10 protein-coding genes are annotated in these 20,845 nt (G+C 33.5%); 4 read left to right on the top strand and 6 right to left on the bottom strand.

Annotated elements, in window-relative coordinates; all coding sequences use genetic code 11:
• Positions 1-274 precede the first annotated feature (274 nt).
• Together GQR94_RS05460 and GQR94_RS05465 are read left to right on the top strand one after the other, a co-directional pair.
• Positions 275-3,394: a SusC/RagA family TonB-linked outer membrane protein gene (locus GQR94_RS05460; RefSeq protein ID WP_158974525.1), complete on the top strand. Its 3,120-nt coding sequence runs from the start codon at positions 275-277 to the stop codon at positions 3,392-3,394.
• A 9-nt stretch (positions 3,395-3,403) separates the two neighbouring features.
• Positions 3,404-4,993 carry a RagB/SusD family nutrient uptake outer membrane protein gene (locus GQR94_RS05465; RefSeq protein WP_158974526.1) on the top strand — a complete coding sequence of 530 codons (1,590 nt, stop codon included), beginning with the start codon at positions 3,404-3,406 and terminating at the stop codon, positions 4,991-4,993.
• Between the two features lie 240 nt (positions 4,994-5,233).
• Here GQR94_RS05465 and GQR94_RS05470 read toward each other — a convergent pair whose 3' ends face one another.
• The 5 genes from GQR94_RS05470 to GQR94_RS05490 form a co-directional block, all read right to left on the bottom strand.
• A complete protein-coding gene (locus GQR94_RS05470) occupies positions 5,234-6,121 on the bottom strand; it encodes a GyrI-like domain-containing protein (protein ID WP_158974527.1) in 888 nt (295 codons plus the stop codon).
• Positions 6,118-7,467, bottom strand: coding sequence for a vanadium-dependent haloperoxidase (locus GQR94_RS05475; protein WP_158974528.1), 1,350 nt, complete (start codon positions 7,465-7,467; stop codon positions 6,118-6,120). The genes GQR94_RS05470 and GQR94_RS05475 overlap by 4 nt, the downstream gene beginning before the upstream one ends.
• 10 nt (positions 7,468-7,477) lie before the next feature.
• Entirely contained in the window at positions 7,478-10,729 is a 3,252-nt protein-coding gene (locus GQR94_RS05480; RefSeq protein WP_158974529.1) for a VCBS repeat-containing protein, read from the bottom strand.
• On the bottom strand, positions 10,722-14,081 hold the full coding sequence (locus GQR94_RS05485) for a VCBS repeat-containing protein (protein ID WP_158974530.1): 3,360 nt from the start codon (positions 14,079-14,081) through the stop codon (positions 10,722-10,724). The genes GQR94_RS05480 and GQR94_RS05485 overlap by 8 nt, the downstream gene beginning before the upstream one ends.
• A gap of 272 nt (positions 14,082-14,353) precedes the next feature.
• A complete protein-coding gene (locus GQR94_RS05490; RefSeq protein WP_158974531.1) occupies positions 14,354-16,006 on the bottom strand; it encodes a solute:sodium symporter family transporter in 1,653 nt (550 codons plus the stop codon).
• 222 nt (positions 16,007-16,228) lie between these two features.
• Between GQR94_RS05490 and GQR94_RS22640 the strand changes: the two genes are divergently transcribed.
• Together GQR94_RS22640 and GQR94_RS22645 are read left to right on the top strand one after the other, a co-directional pair.
• Positions 16,229-16,495 carry a hypothetical protein gene (locus GQR94_RS22640; protein WP_233268643.1) on the top strand — a complete coding sequence of 89 codons (267 nt, stop codon included), beginning with the start codon at positions 16,229-16,231 and terminating at the stop codon, positions 16,493-16,495.
• A gap of 176 nt (positions 16,496-16,671) precedes the next feature.
• Positions 16,672-17,085 carry a hypothetical protein gene (locus GQR94_RS22645; RefSeq protein ID WP_233268644.1) on the top strand — a complete coding sequence of 138 codons (414 nt, stop codon included), beginning with the start codon at positions 16,672-16,674 and terminating at the stop codon, positions 17,083-17,085.
• A gap of 21 nt (positions 17,086-17,106) precedes the next feature.
• Here the strand turns inward: GQR94_RS22645 and GQR94_RS05500 are convergent, their stop codons facing one another.
• Positions 17,107-20,820, bottom strand: a complete 3,714-nt coding sequence (locus tag GQR94_RS05500) for a metallophosphoesterase (RefSeq protein WP_199271540.1) — start codon at positions 20,818-20,820, stop codon at positions 17,107-17,109.
• Between the last annotated feature and the right edge of the window lie 25 nt (positions 20,821-20,845).

Consider the following 20,845-nt stretch of genomic DNA (forward strand, 5'->3'; position numbering starts at 1 on the left):
AGTTTTTTAACAATTGGCTGTACTATTTCAATAATTTTAAGAAAAAAATAAATATGTATCTTCGTATTATATTTTCAAATTCTTACAATAACTAAGAAATTTTAAGAAATATCTAATCTATCGATGTTTATTTTAAAATTATTGTAATAAAATAAAGTTATCAACACGAAACCGTTTTCGTAATATCATATTAATTGCCCCCTCTAACTTTAACAAGTTTTTTGTATATTTTTAACTATTGAATTTAAATTAACTCAACTTAAATTAATTATCTATGAAGATTAAGCTATTTAAAAGCTTGCTTATTGCTGGGGCATTTCTATGCTTTGGCATGATACAAGCACAGGAGGTATCAGGAACCGTTTCTGATGCTAGTGGACCTCTACCTGGAGCGAGTGTTCTAGTAAAAGGTACAACCAACGGTACGCAAACCGATTTTGACGGAAATTTCTCATTAAGCAACGTAGCATCTGATGCTACCTTATTGTTTAGCTATATAGGATATAAAACATCCGAAATTGCTGTAAATGGGAAAACAACCGTGAACATAACTCTTACTGAAGACGCAGAGGCATTAGACGAAGTTGTTATTGTAGGGTATGGTAGTACAACTGTAAAAGACGCTACAGGATCTGTAACAGCTGTAAAATCTGAAGACTTTAATGGAGGTGTCATATCATCACCTGAACAATTAATACAAGGAAAAACAGCCGGGGTTCAGATTTCACAAGGAAGTGGAGAACCAGGAGCAGGAGTTGCGATAAGAATACGCGGTACTTCTTCTGTTCGTTCTAATAACAACCCTTTGTTTGTAGTTGACGGAGTTCCTTTACCTTCTGGTGATTCTTCTGCTGAAGGTGCAAATGTCGGCATTGGTACCAGTGCTGCTAAAAACCCGCTAAGTTTCTTAAATCCTTCTGATATTGAAAGTATGAGCATTTTGAAAGATGCATCTGCAACCGCAATTTACGGATCAAGAGGTGCAAATGGAGTGGTAATAATTACGACTAAGAGTGGAAAATCAGGCAGTAAAAAAGGAATTTTTGAATTTTCATCAGATGTTAGTTTCTCATCTCCTGCAAATGAATATGACTTACTTAACAGAAGCCAGTTTTTAAGTGCTGTTGATGCTTTTGGAGGAACAGCTACTGATCTAGGAAATGATACTGATTGGCAGTCTTTTGTAACTAGAAACTCTTCTTCAACAAATAATAATTTTGCATATTCTAGAAATTATGGCTCTGGTAATGTAAGAGCAACTTTAAACTACGGTAAGCAATTTGGTATTATTGAAAAATCATCTCAAGAAAGAGCTACTGCAAGAATCAATGTTTCACAACGATTATTTGATGACAAATTAAAATTAGACCTTCAAGGTACTATTTCAAAAGTGAATGATGAAGCCCCGCCCCTTAGTGGTAGTGCAGGCTCAACAGGAGATTTATTAGGAGCAGCATATTCTGCTAATCCAACTTGGCCATCTGATCCTAATTTTAATCCAGGAGATCGTATTAATCCAATTAATTTATTAAATAGCTGGCAGAGTCTAACTGATACAAATCGTTTCCTAGCTAATTTATCCGCAGATTACGCAGTTACTAACGAGTTAAATGCTAAAGTAACTTTTGGTTATGATAAATCAGAATCAACCAAAGAAGCGTCTTTAAGTTCTGAATCTCTTAACGTAGGTAGAGGTGCTGGTGGTAATGGACGGGGAGGATTAAATGATCTGACTAGCGAAAACCGCCTTTTTGAATTTACTTTAAATTACAAGAAAGAATTTGAAAATTCAAATTTAGATATTCTTGGAGGATTTTCTTATCAGGATTTTAATTCTAGAGGTAGAAATATAGAGGGTTGGGGCTATAGTACAACCGATTTAAACCAAATGGCTCGAGATTTATCGAGCTCAGCTAATACATTAGAATCTTTAATTACAGGAGCATACCAACAATATGGTTATTCTTTTGATGTATCAAACAACCCCAACGGCTTATTTGTAAACAGACTTTTGCCAACCATAGCAACAGATTACCTTGGTGACGTTGAAGGATTACCTGTTAGAGCAGTATTTGCAGATACATTCGATAATACAGATGAAATCCAATCATTCTTTGGAAGAATTAATTATAGCTTATCCAATAAATATTTATTTACAGCAACCGTTAGAGCAGATGGTTCTTCTCGTTTTGGTTCAAATAATCAATACGGTATTTTCCCTTCTGCAGCATTTGCATGGAAAATCAACGAAGAAGATTTTATTGGCGAATCAATTTCTACCTTAAAACTTAGATTAAGTTATGGTATAACAGGTAATCAAGACGGCTTAGGGTATGGAAGATTTGTAAGAAGAGAAAGATATTCTGGTGGCTCAGTAGCTGATGGAGGTGCAATTAATGTTCCTGGTGTTAACACTGTTGATTTTGCTAACCCTGATTTAAAATGGGAAGAAACAACACAATATAATGTAGGTGTTGATTTCGGTTTTTCTGACGATAGATTTACCGGTAGTTTTGATATTTACAGAAAAGAGACTAGAGATTTATTACTAAGCGTTGAGTCTGCTCAACCTTCTCCTCAACCATTTTTCTTCCAAAATTTGGATGCTGTAGTATTAAACCAAGGGGCAGAATTTTCAATCAATTACGACCTGCTACAAGGGGATAATTTCAATTGGAACGTAGGCTTCAACGTTGCATATAACAGTAATGAGATACAAGATTTTGAAGGAGCTATTACCGCTGGAACCATTCGTGGAGCTGGATTAAGTAATGCATTTGCTCAACGACTGGAAAGCGGTCAACCTCTTTATTCTTTTTATCTGAGAAAATTTGAAGGTTTTGACAGTAATGGCAATCCTATTTTCGAAGGAGGTATCGATAATCAGCAGTTTGTAGGTAAAAGTGCTTTACCTGATTTTACAGGAGGTTTATCTACAAGTGCTAATTACAAAAACTGGTCAGCGTCTCTATATTTTAATGGCCAATTTGGAAACTACATATACAATAATACTGCCAATGCATTTTTCACAGGAGGTGCAATTGGAAGCGGTAATAATGTGACACAAGATGTTGTTAATTTAGCAGGAGTTGAGGGTCGTTTTGCTGAAGCCTCCGTATCTGATCGTTTTTTAGAAAAAGGTGATTTTGTACGATTACAAACAGCATCCATTAGCTACAATGTTCCTCTTACTGATGGTTTTTTTAAATCAATGCGCTTAAGCCTTACTGGTCAAAATTTGTTTGTGATTACAGATTATTCTGGATTAGATCCTGAAGTTAGTGTAATACCAGGTGGTGGAGATCTTTTGAATGGCTTACCTATAGCGGGAATAGACTATACATCATTTCCAAGGCCAAGAACTTATACATTCGGCTTTAACGTAACATTTTAAAAAAAAATTATGAAAACTAAAATAATACTTAAAAGCTTGCTACTAGCCTCTACGGTAGTAGCTACGTTTTTATCATGTACAGACCTAGAAATTGAGGAAACTGATTCTATTATTACAGCAGATAGTGGCAGTAGTGAATTTACACCATTGTCAGACCCATCATCATCACTTAGTGACCTATACAATAAGATAGGAGGAGATTTTCAAAGTCAAGAAACCATGTATGCCATGTCAGAAGTAGCTTCTGACGAACTTTTGATTCCTACTAGAGGTACCGACTGGGGTGATAATGGCGTTTGGAGACAAATGCACACACACACCTGGAGATCTGACCATATATTTATCAGAAATGCTTGGAATAATTTAAATCAAAGTATTTTTAGGGCCACAGAAATATTAGAAAGTAGTCCTAGCGCACAAGTAGTTGCAGAAGCAAAATTTCTTAGAGCATTCAACATGTTCTTTGTAATGGACTTATTCGGAGTTGTTCCATTTAGAGAAGTTACGGAGGGTCCTGATGTTAACCCTAAGGTATTAAGCCGAGTAGAAGCATATAACTTCATAGAGACTGATTTACTTGATGCATTGGCCGATCTACCAGAAGGAAGTACAGGAACTGCAAATACAGGTAAAGCTACAAAAGCAACTGTAAATTTTCTTTTAGCAAAACTATACTTAAATTCTTTTGTATACAATGGAACTGGAACGCCAGAAAATGCTACTATGCAAAAAGTTATTGACAATGTTGATGCCATAGCAGCTAGCGGTTTTAGTATTGACCAAAACGGTTATTTTCAAATTTTTGAACCCTCAGATGATACCGAAACTATTCTACATTTAAGTAGTGAAGTGGGGCCTAGAATTTGGAATACTTTACATTATAATCAAAACTCTCCAGATAACGACGGAGGTGGATGGAATGGGTTTTCTACCCTTTCTGAATTCTACGATTCTTTCGAAGGCGCTGAAAACTCAAATTATGTTGGAGATAACCAAGAAGAACGTAGAGGGTTTGTGCCTGATGCTACAACTGCTAATAATCTAAACTTAGGTATTGGATATGGTTTTCTTATTGGACAACAATACAACGAAGATGGCACAGCACTTAAAAACAGACAAGGCCAGCCATTAAGTTTTACAAAAGAGATACCTGCATTAGTAGGTAATACCGAGGTAGAAGGTATACGTTTAATTAAATACCATCCTTACGATCCCACTGATACTGAAGACACAGAATCACCCCTTGTCAATTCCTTTAGACGTCATCAAATTCTATTCAGATATGCTGATGCACATTTAATGAAAGCAGAAGCCATGATGAGAATGGGTGGAGATGCTACTACTTTAGTGAATGAATTAAGAGTTAATAGAGAAAATACTTCTGAATTAGCCGCTGTATCAATAGATGATATTCTTGCTGAGAGAGGACGTGAATTATACATTGAATACTGGAGAAGAAATGACCTGGTAAGATTTGATAAATTTACAGCTCCATGGCAACTAAAAGAAGTTTCTGGAGACCCTAATGTAAATTTATATCCTATTCCACAAACCGCATTACTTTCTAATCCTAATTTAGTACAGAATCCTGGATACTAATAATCATAATTATTAGTAAATAAATTATATAAATAAAGCCTCTGATTTGAAATTATCAAATCAGAGGCTTTTGCTTTCTATTGGTAATTAACCAAAAATATAAATATATTAATAAACCCCTACACTACTTAATGTTCTCAATATCGCTACAATTCAAAGCTATTGACCATAAAAAATTACATAACCAATTAGATAATTAAGAAACAATTTACCACAAGTCATAAATTAAATAATACGCAACTACTTTAATGGCAGAAAAACTTCTGCTTTCCACTCCAATGCTTCCCCTCCAAAATTAGGATTACTATAAAATATTTCAATAGGCTTACTCACGACTTCAATTTTTTCTTTAGTAGCATACTCTAGAAGTATATACCACGCCCTATCCGAAGTGATGTAATTACCGTTGTAGATTGCCTTAATCATATTCCCTCCCTCAAATTCTTTATACTTCACATCATTATCAGTTGGAAGATTATCTTTTTTTATGATTGGGTAACAAAAATTATAATGGATACTATCGCTTTTTTGATTCCAATATGTAATTTCTAGAAATGGAAAACCATTACTCTCAATACCACTACTAGCCATTAAATTATCCAAATAAGGATAAACCCCCATCATCCCTTTAGCCTTTTTTAATTGTGTTGTCTCTACAGGCAAATAAACTACATAACTAGATTTTAATTTTTCCTGACCTATAACTACCACCTTAAAATTAGCTAAATGATCTTTTAAGTTATCATTGAAATGTACAAGCCTATTTTTTACATCCTTCTCAAAAAAGGTATCTAAGAATAAAATTTGAAGTCTATTTTTAAAACTATTATTAAGATCTGTTACATATACTTTCACAGACGATGTAGTGTCCGTTATAGGTTGTATGTCCCAATCATATCTATAACGTATATCCTTAAAATCTATTTCTTGAATAATGTTATTGATACCCTTACTTTCTAAAATCTTAGAATTGCCGATAGCATTGGACCAAGTTTTAATTGATTGATTGACTACTCCTGGATAAGTTTTAACCTTAAAGCTAGCTAAGTAATCATAAGGTTTTAAAAATAGATACCAACCTAAAAAACACAAGCCAACTATTAAAAGGGCAAATAAAAATTTTTTCATTTTACTGGTTTAGAATCTATTGAATTCTTCATTTTCAATTTAGACACCACAAACGCCCCGAGATCTCTCCCCTGCTTTACGCCTACTTCAACTGCTGCTCGATAATGAATACCCCCATACATTCTACTTATTGCAGCTTCATCTGCAGCAATATTAAAAGATGAAAATGTTCTTATTGGTAATCCAAAAGTAGTCTCCGTGTCATCATCAAATGAAAAATTATCTCCGAAAATATCCGTTAGAACTGTTGACGCTGCCCCAGAAACTACTGAATGACCACTTGTATATTCTGGAAAAGGAGGCGTTTGAAGTACAGGTTTCCAATTTTCATCTATATATTGATTGATTACTGTTTCCGGACGAATAAGATTACTTCTGTATTTTTCATCCCAACAACTAATAAAAGCATCTGCAATTGCCATAGATGTTTTTGTGTAAGCATAAACAGTATCGTCAAAATCATAATTCATCTTTCTTGATGCAATTTTAGTAATACCAATCCAGTGTGCGCCAGGAGTTATTTTTTTTGTTGCAAACATTAAATGTCCTTTAGTTACAGAAACATATGGATTACAATCCCAAAACTGTGCAATTTCAACTTCATTGGAAGCATCTCCCTTTTTTGCCATCTCTAAAGAAATATCATATACTTCTTTAACTTCCATATAAAAATCAGAATTTTCTTCTAAAGAAAAAGCCGGAGGTGGCACTGGTTTAAATTGGTCTGGCGTATTAAGTGCAAAAGCTCTAATTTTACTCCAATGGGGTTCAATACCATCCATATACGCTGGTGGGGTAGGTTGCCAACGTGTAGCGTCATCAGTATCAACCGTAAATTTAGGCATCGTTCTGGTTTGCTTATAATTATCATTATCCATCCACAAAGCTATATGTTCAGCAACTAACAAGCCGTAATCTTTAGAGTCTTCAAAAATTGTTTTATTGCTATTTTCCCAATCGCTATAAAGACTATCCCTATGGGCATTTATTTTATTTTCAGAAAAAACAAGCCTCCTGCTTAAATCTATATGCGCAATAAGAGCAGCCATTTGGTAATTGATAACTACCCCACTTATTGGCCTAGGAATCTCTTTTAAATCATTTATTTGACCTGCTAAAGAATTATATTTATCATTATGTAGGGCTATAATTTCATAGGCCGCTATATTAGGATAAGCAAATATCCTACTTGCCACTGGAGGTGAAAAAATATCATGAATCATAATCTCAGTCACTTTATCAACTGACTCATGCAATTCATTTGGACTTACTACAATAATTTTCTCCTCTGTACAAGAAGCTAACACAACCGTAGCTAATAAAATACTTATAAATTTTGTTTTCATAGTCAATTCCTTATTTCTTAGGTAATTTATAAACTTGTGCCTTTCCATTATTCATTGTTGCTAACAGATAGGATTTACTTTTTAATTTTATAATATTTAAATGTCTTACAGATTTTAACCCAAATTGAAGACCTAAAACTTCACCCATTAAAATAGTATCCTCACTTTTTATCAAAGCTCCTGAAAATGAGTCAAATCTTCCATGAAATGGTTTCACTCCAAAATAATTTCCTCCAACTAGTACTTCTTCCTTCCCATCATTATCAAAATCAAAACATAAGAACGACTTCAATGGAGCAACTTGCAAAGTTTTAGGAAATGCAACAAACTCATATGTACCATTATTATTTTTTAGGTAACCAGATTGTAATTCATTCAACTCAAATAATTTTGCCTTATTTAAAGTTTTCACTTCAATAACCTCTTCAATTGTCTTACCTGCAAATGATTTGTAATCACTGAATTTTTTTCTTAATGAAACCATTTGTCCAGAAAGTTGCGCCAAATCATCTATTGGATAATATTTTCCTTTCTTTTCGATAGCAATGATTGTTTCTGTACTACCATCAGCATCAAAATCTGAATAATACATCTTTAAAGGATACTTATTTGATGCTTTGAATTTTGAATTAGTACCCCAATTACCTAAAAGATAATCTGTATCTCCATCTTGGTCGATATCAAAAGGAATAATACATTGCCACAATCCTTTTAAATTTTCAACACCAATTTTCGCTTGTTTTAACGTTCCATTATTATTTTTAAAAAATTTTGGAGACATCCACTCACCAACTACTAAAAGATCTTTTACACCATCACTATCAAAATCTTCCCAAATTGCATCGGTTACCATACCAATATCAATAAATGTATTGTCTTGAATAACTTTGAAGACACCATTCTTATTTTCTAAGAGATAAGATGGCGGTATCTTTCCAAAATCATTAGAGGTTGCATTATTACCTACAAAAAGGTCTATATCACCATCATTATCAAAATCATTTTCCCTTATAATTGAAGCATTTTCAAAATATTCTGGAAATGGTATTGGCTTAAAAAATGTGTCAGATTTAATATAATAACTATCTAACAAAGGTTTCATTTGATTATAAAAATCGGCCCCGCCTGAACCAAATACAACATCATTGTCTCCATCGGTATTAAAATCTGCGATAACCACTGAAACGTCTTCTTTTATGGAATCTTTAGCTAAAGAAGGTAATTTTATTTCTGTATAGCTACTATCGTTTTGAATATAAAATTTAGGTGGGAAATATTTTGACCCACCAAATAAGATATCTTCTTTTCCATCATTATTTAGATCTCCTAATGCAACTGCAGGACCACGGTCAGAAATCTGATATGGAATTAACTTTTGTCTATTAAAATCAATGTAATTATCTTCTATATGAGTAAAGTCTACTCCAAGATTATTATGGGTTAATTCAAATATTTTTTCAGCTTTAGGCTGAAGACTTTTATAGTCAAAAGGCTTATTGTTTTCAGGTTTAATAAGCAAAGTTTGGTTCGTTACTATATTTTTTAATACTTGAAAAGTTTTATTTGGCCATACAATTTTGATTGAATCTACCACCTTACCATTACCAAATCCAAAATGTACGATTGGTTCAGAAGATGCTTGAAAACCTCTAACAGTGTACAATTCTTTATATTGTAAATCACCATTAACATACGCAAAAACCTTAGTCCCAATACCAAAATGATTCTTAGACTCGTATTGGAATTTTATTTTAAGATAGCTGGCGTTATCATTCGTTTTATTTATGTACAACATTGCTTTGTCGTTAATATTATTTGTAACAATATCAAGATCACCATCATTGTCAAAATCTCCAAAGGCAGTGGCACCTGACTTTAAAGTATCATTTACTATCCATTTTCCAGATTTATCTATAAAATCATTCTCTTTAGAGCCTTTAAAAATATAATTATGAATAGCCCCTGAAGGCATCATATCAAGTGCTTGCTGATCTACTAGCTTTGTATCACTGATTTTCTTTCTGATCTGCTCATCAGAAACAAAATTTATATAATCTAAATCATTTGGCCTCTTAGGTATCCCATTTGAAATAAACAGGTCCTGTTCTCCATCTTGATTGTAATCTGCAAAAAGAGCGCTCCAGCTCCAGTCTGTTGCAGCAACACCATTCATTAATGCCGCTTCTACAAACACTCCATTTTTTTGATTTACTTGAAGCATATTGCGAGTAAATTGATAATGGTACCCTAAATGCTCAATACGAAGATTTTGAGATTGAATATTATCATCTCCTAATGATGATTTTAAAACTTTTTCATCTTCGGGAAGCATATCCAAAGAGATTAAATCTGGCCAACCGTCATGGTTAATATCTGAAACATCATTACCCATAGAAAACCTAGAGGTATGTCCGAAATACTTTTTTAATCTTTCACTAAAAGTGCCATTACCGTTATTCAAATAATAGTAATCATCTTCATGAAAATCATTACCTATATAAATGTCTGGATAGCCATCTTGATTAAAGTCTGCTATAGAAACCCCAAGACCGTAGCCATTAGGACCACCAAAAATCCCTGCCTCTTCGCTTACATCTATAAATATACCATTATCATTTCTAAGTAATTTATCTCCGGTTTGATAATTTCTTTTATATCTTAAATTTGCTTTCCCATATGATTCTTGAGTATGAATGGCGTGATTTAATAAATACATATCCAGATCTCCATCTAGATCGTAATCAAGAAAAGCTGCAGATGAACTATATGAATCATAATCCAATCCATATTCCGCTGCGCGCTCTGTAAATGTTTTATCTCCATTATTTATGTATAATTCATTGTGACCGTTGAAACCATTTATCCCTACAACTGCACATACATAAATATCTAATAAACCATCTCCATTTACATCTCCCATTACTGACCCAGTATTCCAAGTACTATTGCCAGAAACTCCTGCTTGCTCCGATATGTTTTCAAATTTAAGACCTCCTTTATTCAAGTAAAGTTGATTCTTAACTTGATTTCCTGAGAAAAATATATCTGGCAACTCATCATTATTGATATCACCAACAGCGACTCCTCCTCCATTGTAGAAATATAAATAGTCTAAAATATTTTGATCATTCTTTTCTAAAAGTATATTTTCAAATAAAACACCAGTATCCTCAGCTGTAGGATTTTCAAATAATTCTCTACCCTCACGACCACAACTGATTAGGAAAAAAAAACAAATTAATAGTACTAGATAATTATTCATTTAATTTATAAATCTTGGGTTTATTATTATTTATGGCAGCTATTAAATAGTATTTCCCAGCGCTACTTTTAAATTTTTGCAAATGCTTAATCTCATCTTTTATAAAAAAACCAGAAGTCTCATAGTCTTGCCACGAAAAATTAAGTTTACCATCTCCTAGTAATACATTACCATAACTAGCATCTAATCTAGAATACTGAGGTTTAAATTCAAAATTATTGCCTCCCATAACAAGATCAAGATTGCCATCATTATTTACATCAATACAACTAATTCCGCATATACATGATAATTGAACTCTGCTAGGTAAAACTTTGATTGTAAATTTACCTCCTCCTTCGTTTATGGCAATCAACGATTCCATTGTATTTGCCGTTTTTACAATAGTATTGTCAAATACATCTTTAGGGAAAATTTCTTCTACCGTTCTTTTTGCATAATCGGATGCTTTTAGATTTTGCTTTTTTAAAGACACAATTTGGGCGGTTAATTCTCTTTTCTGGTGAAGTGGATAATCCTTTCCGTTAAAGCTTTGAGACGTTATTTGTTCTATACTTCCATTATTATCAAAATCATTAATCCAAAGTTTCATTGGGGCTGATTCTGTTGCCTTATAAGGAACGTTACTCCCTTGATTACCCAAAATAAGGTCAAAATCTCCATCATTATCTAAATCAGCAGAAGCAACAGTGCCCCACCAGCCTTTAAGATTATCAAGATTAGACACAAGTTTTGACAATCTTCGTCCAGAGTTTTTATAAAGATTTGGTGTTCCCCATTCTGAGACCGTCACTAAATCTTTCTTTAAATCACCATCTACATCTATCCAAATAGCATCTGTAATCATTCCTGCATTCTTAAGATCGTATGCCAATTTCTCTGTAGAATTTATAAACTTTCCGTTTCCTAAATTTTCTAAAAATAAATGATTAGGGTTAATTCCATATACCCCGACAACGCTTCTGGAACCAACAAAAACATCTACATCGCCATCATTATCAAAATCATATGGTGCTATAACAGAAATATTCTTAAAGCTTGAAGGGAGATTTTCATTTGATTTTGTGAATTTTCCCTTGCCATCATTTAAATATATTCGAGGTCTATAGGTATTCTCTTCGGTTATTTGATTACCTCCATTTCCTACCATCAAATCTAAATCTCCATCATTATCTGCATCAAAGAATGCCGCAGCAGTATCTTCTAACCTAGAATCTGCTTCAAATTCATTTTGACCAGATTTCATTAATTCTCCATCACCCCTATGAACGTATAAAACGGCAGGAGTATCTTTTGCTCCCCCAATAAAAATATCTTCATTGCCATCACCATTAACATCACCTACTGCCATTGCTGGGCCTTCCTGCGACAGCATTTTAGCGATGAGCCCTTCGTTATCAAAATCTTGATAATTATTTTCTTTGTGAGTGACTAATTCCTTTTCACTCAATTCTTGCAATAGAGTGTGTTTTAATTTCTTCTCTGGAATTTTATAGGTAAATATTGCATCTGTATGTTTTAAGGTAATTGTTTGATTTGATGAAATATTTGTAAGTTTTTCAATTTTATCATCTGGCCAAAGTACTTCCAATGAATCAATAACTTTAGTCGCTCCTAAACCAATTGCCATTGTATAATCCATGGAAGATTGAAAACCCCGTGAAGGCATTTCATCCTGTAAAATTATGTTCCCTTCATAAAACAATTTAACACGAGCTCCGATAGCAAATTTATTTTTATCTGCTCCTATCAGCTGTATTCTTATGTAATTATTATCCGCAAGTTCATTAGATTTATTTTTATAAACAAATGCTTGCATGTTTACATTGTTTACAACGAGATCTAAATCTCCATCGTTATCTAAATCTCCATAAGCGGCTCCATTAGAAAGACTTGGAATTTCTAAACCCCAATCTTTTGATGCATTTCTGAAGGTAATATCACCATTATTTTTATAAGCATAATTACTTTGTGGTTTTATTGGCATTTTGCTTATTATGGAGTCAATAGACTCCTTCTTACCCGTTAATGCCATTTTTTGAATAATTTCATTAGCTAAAAAATCAACAAAATCTAAGTCGGTTAAATCATGATTTACACCATTGGTAATGTAAATATCTCGTAACCCATCATTATCCATATCAAATAAGAGCCCAGCCCAACTCCAATCTGTTTTAGCTACCCCACTATGAAAAGCAACTTCTGAAAATGAACCATTTCCATTGTTCAATTGTAAAGTATTTTGAATATATTGTTGATAAAAATCTTTACTTTGTTTTAATTTAAAAATATTATATCCTTCAAATTCCATTACAGATTTTACTCTCTCATCTCCTTCAGGTAGCATATCTGTAATAAAAATATCATTTAAACCATCATTATTAATATCCGCGATATCAACCCCCATAGCAGACAAACATAAGTGGGCAGTCCAGCTTTTAATATCTTCTGTAAAGGTACCGTCCTGATTATTAATGTATAAGTAGTCTCTTTCGTAAAAATCATTCGAAACGTATATATCCGGATATAAATCATTATTAACATCACTTACCATAACTCCGAGACCAAAACCAATTAAACTTCCATAAATACCAGCTTCCTCACTGACATCAACAAATTTGCCTTCGTCATTTCTCAATAACATATCACCTACACCCCTAAAGATATCAGGCACACCATCCCAATCTTGAGCTCTAACATCTCTTTGCTCAGCATATCCTAAACTACTTACAGGGATATTACTATTATTTAAAATATAAGCATCTAAATCTCCATCTTTATCATAGTCAAAAAAAGAAGCATGAGTTGAAAAACCTGTTTTTGCTAAATTATAAATGGATGCTTGTTCTGTAAAAGTTAAATCCCCATTATTAATATAGAGGTCATTATCATGATTATTACCTTCCATATTACCCGCATTACTAACATAAATATCTAATAAACCATCGTTATTAATATCGGCCATTACTACGCCTGTAGACCAAGGTTTATTTCCTTCTACCCCTGCTGATTCTGAAATATCCTCAAACTTAAAGTCACCTTTATTGATGTAAAGCTTGTTTTTCTCCATATTCGCTGTTAAGTAAATATCTGGAAGCCCATCATTATTTACATCACCAATAGCCACACCACCGCCATTATAAAAATTACGGTATTTAAATATGTTAAAATTTTTTTGATTTTCTACTTTGTTAATGAAATCTATTCCTGTTTCACTAGGCGCTAACATTGAAAACAAGGTGTCTATATCTTCAGTTTCCTTAGGCTGCTCTTTTTCTTTTTCGTTGCAAGAAATTAAAAAAACAAAACTAATGAGTAGAAATGGTGCTCTTCTTAAGGTTTTAAATTTCATAAGGATATTAGGTTCAAAATCTCAAATTAACTGTACAAACATTTTTCGAATCGATTAATAAAAAAAATAACTAACTGAATGCGAAGTGTTTAAATAGCATATTATGCAATATAACAAACTAAAATTATAGACACCGGAAAGTATTTCAATTAATTTACAGGTTGTTATCTCTACTAATGCTTTTTTACTTCAAAACCCTCTAATCATTTAGAAAAGAAGGTATTGAAGAGCAAAATATATCCAAAAAATGCTTTTAAAGCTTTATCTGTTTCCTACTTCGCAAAGTAGACATAAATAGCAATTACAATAACACATATTGCCAATCCTACTTGATTTACATATTTATAAGGTGTAATAGAAACCTGATTAGTATATTCTAATACAAATGGTTCTTTTCTTGGATAGAAATATCCAATAACCAGCATAATAATTATATTCAACACAAACAAAATTGCCATATTATGCAAGAAATGAGGATAGGCTCCTGCTTCTATAAGTCTAAGTGCATCCACATCCGTAATTCCTGCTACTTCCGCTTTATCTAGAGCTGCTTTTACCATACTTGGCCCAACAACAAATTCACTAATAATGTATAATACTGAACCAGAAACAATACCAATCTTTGCAGCAATTGCAGGCACCCTTTTTGTAAGATAACCCACAACGATAATAGTAAATATTGGAATACTATAAATTCCGTTTATTTTCTGTAAATAATTAAATAAACTATCGGCATTAGCAATTAAAGGCGCTATAAACATTGCTGCTAATGCCAAACAAATCCCAAATATTTTACCATATTTTACAACAATATTTTCTGGTGCATCTGGATTAATGTGTTGCTTGTAAATATCAATTCCAAAAAGTGTCACAGAACTGTTTAAAACACTATTAAAAGAACTTAATATTGCTCCAAACAAAACAGCAGCAAAGAAACCTACTAAAGGTTTTGGTAGTACTGCTCGCACTAATTCTGGATATGCCATATCACTAGACGCTAATCCATTATCAAAATAGTGGTACGCTATCATACCTGGTAAGACCAAAATTAACGGACCCAATATTTTTAAAAATGAGGCTAATAGTAATCCTTTTTGACCTTCCGCAAGATTTTTGGCACCTAGCGCTCGTTGTATAATTTGTTGATTGGTTCCCCAATAAAATAATTGCACCAACATCATCCCTGTGAAGATTGTTGAAAAAGGAACTTCTTGCCCAGCATTTCCTGTAGAATCAAAACGTGCTGGATCTGAAGATATTAAAATATCTAATCCTCCTAACACACTACCGTCACCGATAGCCATTAATCCAAAAATAGGAATTAACATTCCCCCTATCAATAACCCAATCGCATTTATAGAATCTGAAACTACAACTGCTTTTAACCCGCCGAAAACAGCATAAACAGAACCAATTATTCCTATCCCCCAAATACACAGTACAAGGGCTGTTTTATCTGAAACACCTAAAAGCGTAGGTATATCAAACATACCACTAATCGCTACAGAACCGGAATAAAGGATAACGGGTAATAGAACTACAACGTAACCCGTTAAAAATAAGCCTGAGGTTATTGTTTTTGTTGTGGTATCAAATCGTTTTGCTAAAAACCCTGGTATAGTAGTTAATCCCCCTTTTAAATATCTAGGCAATAAAAAAATTGCAGTTATGACAATGGCTATTGCAGCTAATGTTTCCCAGGCCATAACAGATAATCCGTCTTTGTAAGCACTACCATTTAATCCTACAATCTGTTCTGTAGATAAATTAGTTAGTAATAAAGACCCTGCAATTACTCCTGCCGTTAAACTCCTTCCTCCCAAAAAATAACCATCAGATGATGATTCATCTGTCTTCCGCGTAGCAAAGTAAGATATGATAGCCACAAGTGCTGTAAACCCTACAAATGAAATAATTCCCAACATTTTTATTAAGTTTGATTATAATTGATAAATATATTGGAATTATTACAAATAATTGAATTTAGTAAGGGCTAAATCTTTTAATTCATTAACCATTTACGAATTCGATACAACTACAACGTTTTCTTAAGTCAAAAATTCAATTTAACAGGATTTTCACCATTTTATAAAAGCTATTTCGTTGCTTTGCATAATCTAGGTATATAATTTTTTAATACGTAAAAAATGAAACTTTTATCTTTCTTATATATTACCATCTTTTTGATTGGTTGTTCAAATTATGGACAATTAACTTTTGTTACTAAGCTACCTAAAGCCGTTAAAGAAAATTCGGGCATTGCATATTACAGTAATGAAAAAGCTTGGTTTATTGAAGATCACGGGAATGATGATGTTATATATCAAATTGATTTTAAGGGTAAACTTTTAAAAGAGCTCCGAGTAAAAAATGCTAAAAATCATGATTGGGAAGATTTAACTCACTCAAGATAAAAAAGGAAATCTCTACATTGGCGACATAGGCAACAATAATAATGATCGAAAAAATCTGGTTATTTACAAAGTCCCAAATCCAGAAATAGAGCCTGGTGATAAAATAGACGCTCAAAAAATTGAATTTTATTATCCTGAACAAAAAGCATTTCCTCCTGAAAACAACAATTTAGTGTATGATTCAGAAGCCTTGTTTCATTTTAACACTTCACTTTACATCATCACAAAAAATAGAACTAAACCGTTTTAACGGAAGAACATTTATTTATAAAATTCCAGATACCCCAGGAAAATACGCTGCGGAATTAGTAGGCGAATTTACACCTTGTGATACCGCTAGGGTTTGCCAAGTTACCTCAGCAACAATTTCTCCTGATGGGAAAAAATTAGTGATTTTAGGATATGGCTTTTTATGGATTTATTCCGATTTTAAAGGTGATGACTTTATTAAGGGTACGTTAAAAACTATAGATTTAGGTGCTACTACCCAAATAGAATCTGTATGCTTTAAAGATGACAACACCTTATTAATTTCTGATGAGGAACGTGCTAAAACAGGTCAAAATCTTTATTCCTATTCCTTAAAATAAGGGATATGCCTTAAAGAAATTTTAGAATCCAAAGCCTAAACCAAAGCTAAACCTTGGCCCATCTTTGCTATTAAAAAGAGCTAAATTTATTGAAATAAGATCTGCAGCGTTCAAGAAAAACCCACCTCCGTAAGAAGTATGCCAGGTATCTGACTCTATGGTAGGAATCCAAACTTTACCATAATCAAAACCCGCATAGAGCCCCATTGCTGTAGGTAAAATACTAGTTCTCATTTTCTTTAAACTAAAGCGAAGATCTGTGTTTTGATAGTAGGAAGATTTTCCTGTAAATCGTTGATTTCTGAAACCTCTAAGGCCATCTACTCCTCCAATACTAGCACCTTGATAAAATTCATAATCATTACCAACAATAAAGTGACCTTTCCATTTGGTAGCCAAAACCAGCCTTCCATTGGGTATTAATTTGTAATCAAAAGATAAACTTGGCACTACATAGGCAAACCCATTGTCTGTATCATTTAAATCTGTTTTATAACCAACTTTAAGCGCTGTTCCCATCCCTAAGGTAGGAAACGCTTGGTTGTCTCTATTTTGATATGTGTATTCTGCCTCCGTACCAATAAAGCTATTTCTAGTTTCTTCGCCATTGGCTTGGTAGAATTCATTGACAAACCTATCCGCTGTTTCTTCTACCTCGATAGACTCAATATTAAGCCCCGCTTTAAACTTAGCCCCTAGCCTACCCCTCCAAACTAAAGATGGGGCAAATTTTATAGTTTCTATACGTACTCTATTATAATCTAAACTAAAATCATCATCAAAATTTTCTGTATCATTCCCAAACCCAAAAAAGTTAATCGCAAAATTAGGGCTCGTAAATCGTGCCGCAACCTCTAAATTCCAGTTTTCGAAAATATGTGCAAATTCACCGTTATAGGCAACATCATAACCACTCGTTGCAAAAAAATATGACGCTGCAATATCATGTTTCTGAGTAAAAGGGTTTTGTCTAAATCCGTTGTACGTATATGTATTTTGGAACCCCATCTTAACACCATCATCAGGATTAAAACCAATAGTGGGTATAATCTGGTTTGTACTTGTTCTAATTTTTAAAGGCTGATACGTATTTACCGTATAATCATCCATCAACTTTACCTTAACACCTTTGACATTTTTAAGAGTATTTTTCTTACTCTTATAATCGTAAATACTAATATTACGTGATGTTTCTATATCGTATATATCATTATTCTGCCCGCCAATCAATCTTACTTTTATGGCATTATTCTTAACCCCCTTTACTTCAAATAAATCATCATCATCTAAACCGTATACCCAGATTTCTTTAGTGCTTTTTTTATTGAATACTTTTTCGAAAAATAACTTTTTCTTTTTGTCTCCTATATTTCTATAGGCTTTAATTTCGGTTTCATTTTCATTTATTCTATTGATCACAAACCAATCATCTTTATCAGTACCGGTAACTACTGCAAATTTATTTAAGATCGAAAAGTATTTTTCAGCGGTCTCTGTTATTGCAGCTAAACGTGCCAACAAAGTACTTTTTATTTCTGCCACTTTTTCATCTCTCACTTCTTCTGGAAAGGCTAATAGTGCTTCATCAATAACTGCTGGAGTAATATTCTTCTTAAGATAATTTGCTTGTTCTATCCAATCACTCTCCGTAGTTTCTGGTAATAAAGCCATATCTAAAACATAGGTTTTAGGAGATGAATTAAAGCCTCTAACGCTTCTAATTTCATCATTAAAGCCTTCCATTAATCGCAACCCAGGTATTATACGTGTTGCAATATTCATTAAAATACCATCTCCCATTTTAGAGAATACTTGATCTCTATCTCTAGGAACAGGTTTATAAACCACTTTTTTAGTGTCTTTATCCTTAAACTCCGCCCAACGCCATTGATCGGTATGCCTATCCCAATCTCCGATAGCCATGTCAAACAAACGAGCTCTAATATACACCTTGGTATCCACACTATATTTCTCGTCATCTCGCAAATCTTCCAACATAGAATCGGTACTTTTCAATTCATTGCTATACCCAAAACTCTTCAAATCTCCGTGTCCGTCTCCTGCATGCTCTTCAATCATATACAGTTCATCTCCGAATGTGTCATTGTATTCTTTTAAGGCAGACTGTTTTGGCACATAATAAAGTACGGGATTTGTGTGGTATAAATCTACCGCATCAGATAAGGTTGCTACCGCAAAAGGGGCAAATGGATGTGCTCCTGTATAAAAATCTTCTAATAATTTTTCTGTGTAGGTATCTTTCAAATCATCTACAATATACTGATCCTGAAATGCCATGGATTGAAGGTACAATTCGGCACTTTTACGAATAGCACGCATCACATATTCTTTGCCACTCTTATCTCGTAACCGCAATGATTTAGATTGATGTCCGCCACCCTTTCTAACGGGCTCTAAACCGCCAAACAACGTATCTAACCTAACCGTTGGAGCAGAAATTTCAGTACCATAATATTTGCGGTATTTTTCTCCCCATATTTTTTCATGCAACGTTGTCTTATCAACCTCTTCATCTGTATAAATTGATGACGTTACGGTAGCAGGAAAATTATCATCATATTTCTCTTCGTTTAAAACACGATCTCTTTTCAATACCTCAGTACCAAAAAGAAAATTTTCAGTCTCTTGATCATCCAAACCATAAAAACGAACTTTTGAAGACCCATCTTTATAGACTTCTAAAACGGAATACCCCATTTGTCCTGTAGAGAACACACTCCCATTCAACAATTTCGTATGCCCCTTTTTTGATCCGGAGCCACTTACAATCTGTGGTGTATTTTTCTCAACGATATACTGTAAAGTATGTTCATGACCCGATGCAAAGATCACTTTATCTGAAAACTGAGCTAAGGTGGTAATTCTATTCCGTAGCTCTCTGTACATTTTATTGTTGTTATCTTCAATAGAAGGCCCCGCTGTTTTTCGAAGCACATTAGCCACCGTACCAAGAACGGGTAATGGAATATTTTTGTTTGAGGGGTATAATTGTTGCTTCAAAGAAGATTGTCCGCCGTGAGAGCCGTAAGAAAACATAGGATGATGCAACGCAATTATAGTGGTACGTTCCCGATTATGCTTAATTACATCTTCTACTTCTAGCAAAAATTTATCGCGACTTTTAATATCACATTTATCATTGATATTTGGTCGTTTATCCCAATTGGTGAGGTACCACTCTGTATCTATTGCCACCACTACGATATCATCATTAATGTCTATCGTTTTAATAGGACAACCATTCTCTGGAAAAAAAACGTCTTCACTATCTAATTTCCCTTGTATGTATTCTTGTTCTCTTTTTAGCCCTACCAAACCTTCTGTATACCAATCGTGATTTCCGGGAATGAAAAATTTATTACCTTTAAAATTAGCTAAGGTTGCTATCTGCGCATTTAAATGACTAGCGGCCGTTTTATAGGCTAAAGTAGAGTCTACAGGATCTGGTAATCCTGCCGGATAAATATTATCTCCAAGAAAAATAGCCGTGCTATTTTTATCTGCCTTATTTAAGCGCTCTTTAAATGCTTTTAATACGGGGTTCATGCCTCCAATAGGTGATAAACCTGCATCTCCTATTAAATAAAAAGTATGCGAAACCTCTTTTGTTGTAGGTGTATCCTGTTTATCTACTATGTTTTTGTATTTGGCACGATAAGTAGCACATCCTGAAAAAAACAAAAGAATTACGATAAGAGTAAAATGTTTACGCATAGCAGCAAGTAAAGAGTTATAAAAT

The organism is Cellulophaga sp. L1A9, from assembly GCF_009797025.1.
In the GTDB taxonomy this organism is placed as follows: Bacteria; Bacteroidota; Bacteroidia; order Flavobacteriales; family Flavobacteriaceae; genus Cellulophaga.

Excerpts from the sequence above, each read along its gene's own strand:
- GQR94_RS05460 (WP_158974525.1), top strand. The coding sequence starts at position 275 with ATGAAGATTAAGCTATTTAAAAGCTTGCTTATTGCTGGGGCATTTCTA.
- GQR94_RS05465 (WP_158974526.1), top strand. The coding sequence starts at position 3,404 with ATGAAAACTAAAATAATACTTAAAAGCTTGCTACTAGCCTCTACGGTA.
- GQR94_RS05470 (WP_158974527.1), bottom strand. The coding sequence starts at position 6,121 with ATGAAAAAATTTTTATTTGCCCTTTTAATAGTTGGCTTGTGTTTTTTA.
- GQR94_RS05475 (WP_158974528.1), bottom strand. The coding sequence starts at position 7,467 with ATGAAAACAAAATTTATAAGTATTTTATTAGCTACGGTTGTGTTAGCT.
- GQR94_RS05480 (WP_158974529.1), bottom strand. The coding sequence starts at position 10,729 with ATGAATAATTATCTAGTACTATTAATTTGTTTTTTTTTCCTAATCAGT.
- GQR94_RS05485 (WP_158974530.1), bottom strand. The coding sequence starts at position 14,081 with ATGAAATTTAAAACCTTAAGAAGAGCACCATTTCTACTCATTAGTTTT.
- GQR94_RS05490 (WP_158974531.1), bottom strand. The coding sequence starts at position 16,006 with ATGTTGGGAATTATTTCATTTGTAGGGTTTACAGCACTTGTGGCTATC.
- GQR94_RS22640 (WP_233268643.1), top strand. The coding sequence starts at position 16,229 with ATGAAACTTTTATCTTTCTTATATATTACCATCTTTTTGATTGGTTGT.
- GQR94_RS22645 (WP_233268644.1), top strand. The coding sequence starts at position 16,672 with ATGATTCAGAAGCCTTGTTTCATTTTAACACTTCACTTTACATCATCA.
- GQR94_RS05500 (WP_199271540.1), bottom strand. The coding sequence starts at position 20,820 with ATGCGTAAACATTTTACTCTTATCGTAATTCTTTTGTTTTTTTCAGGA.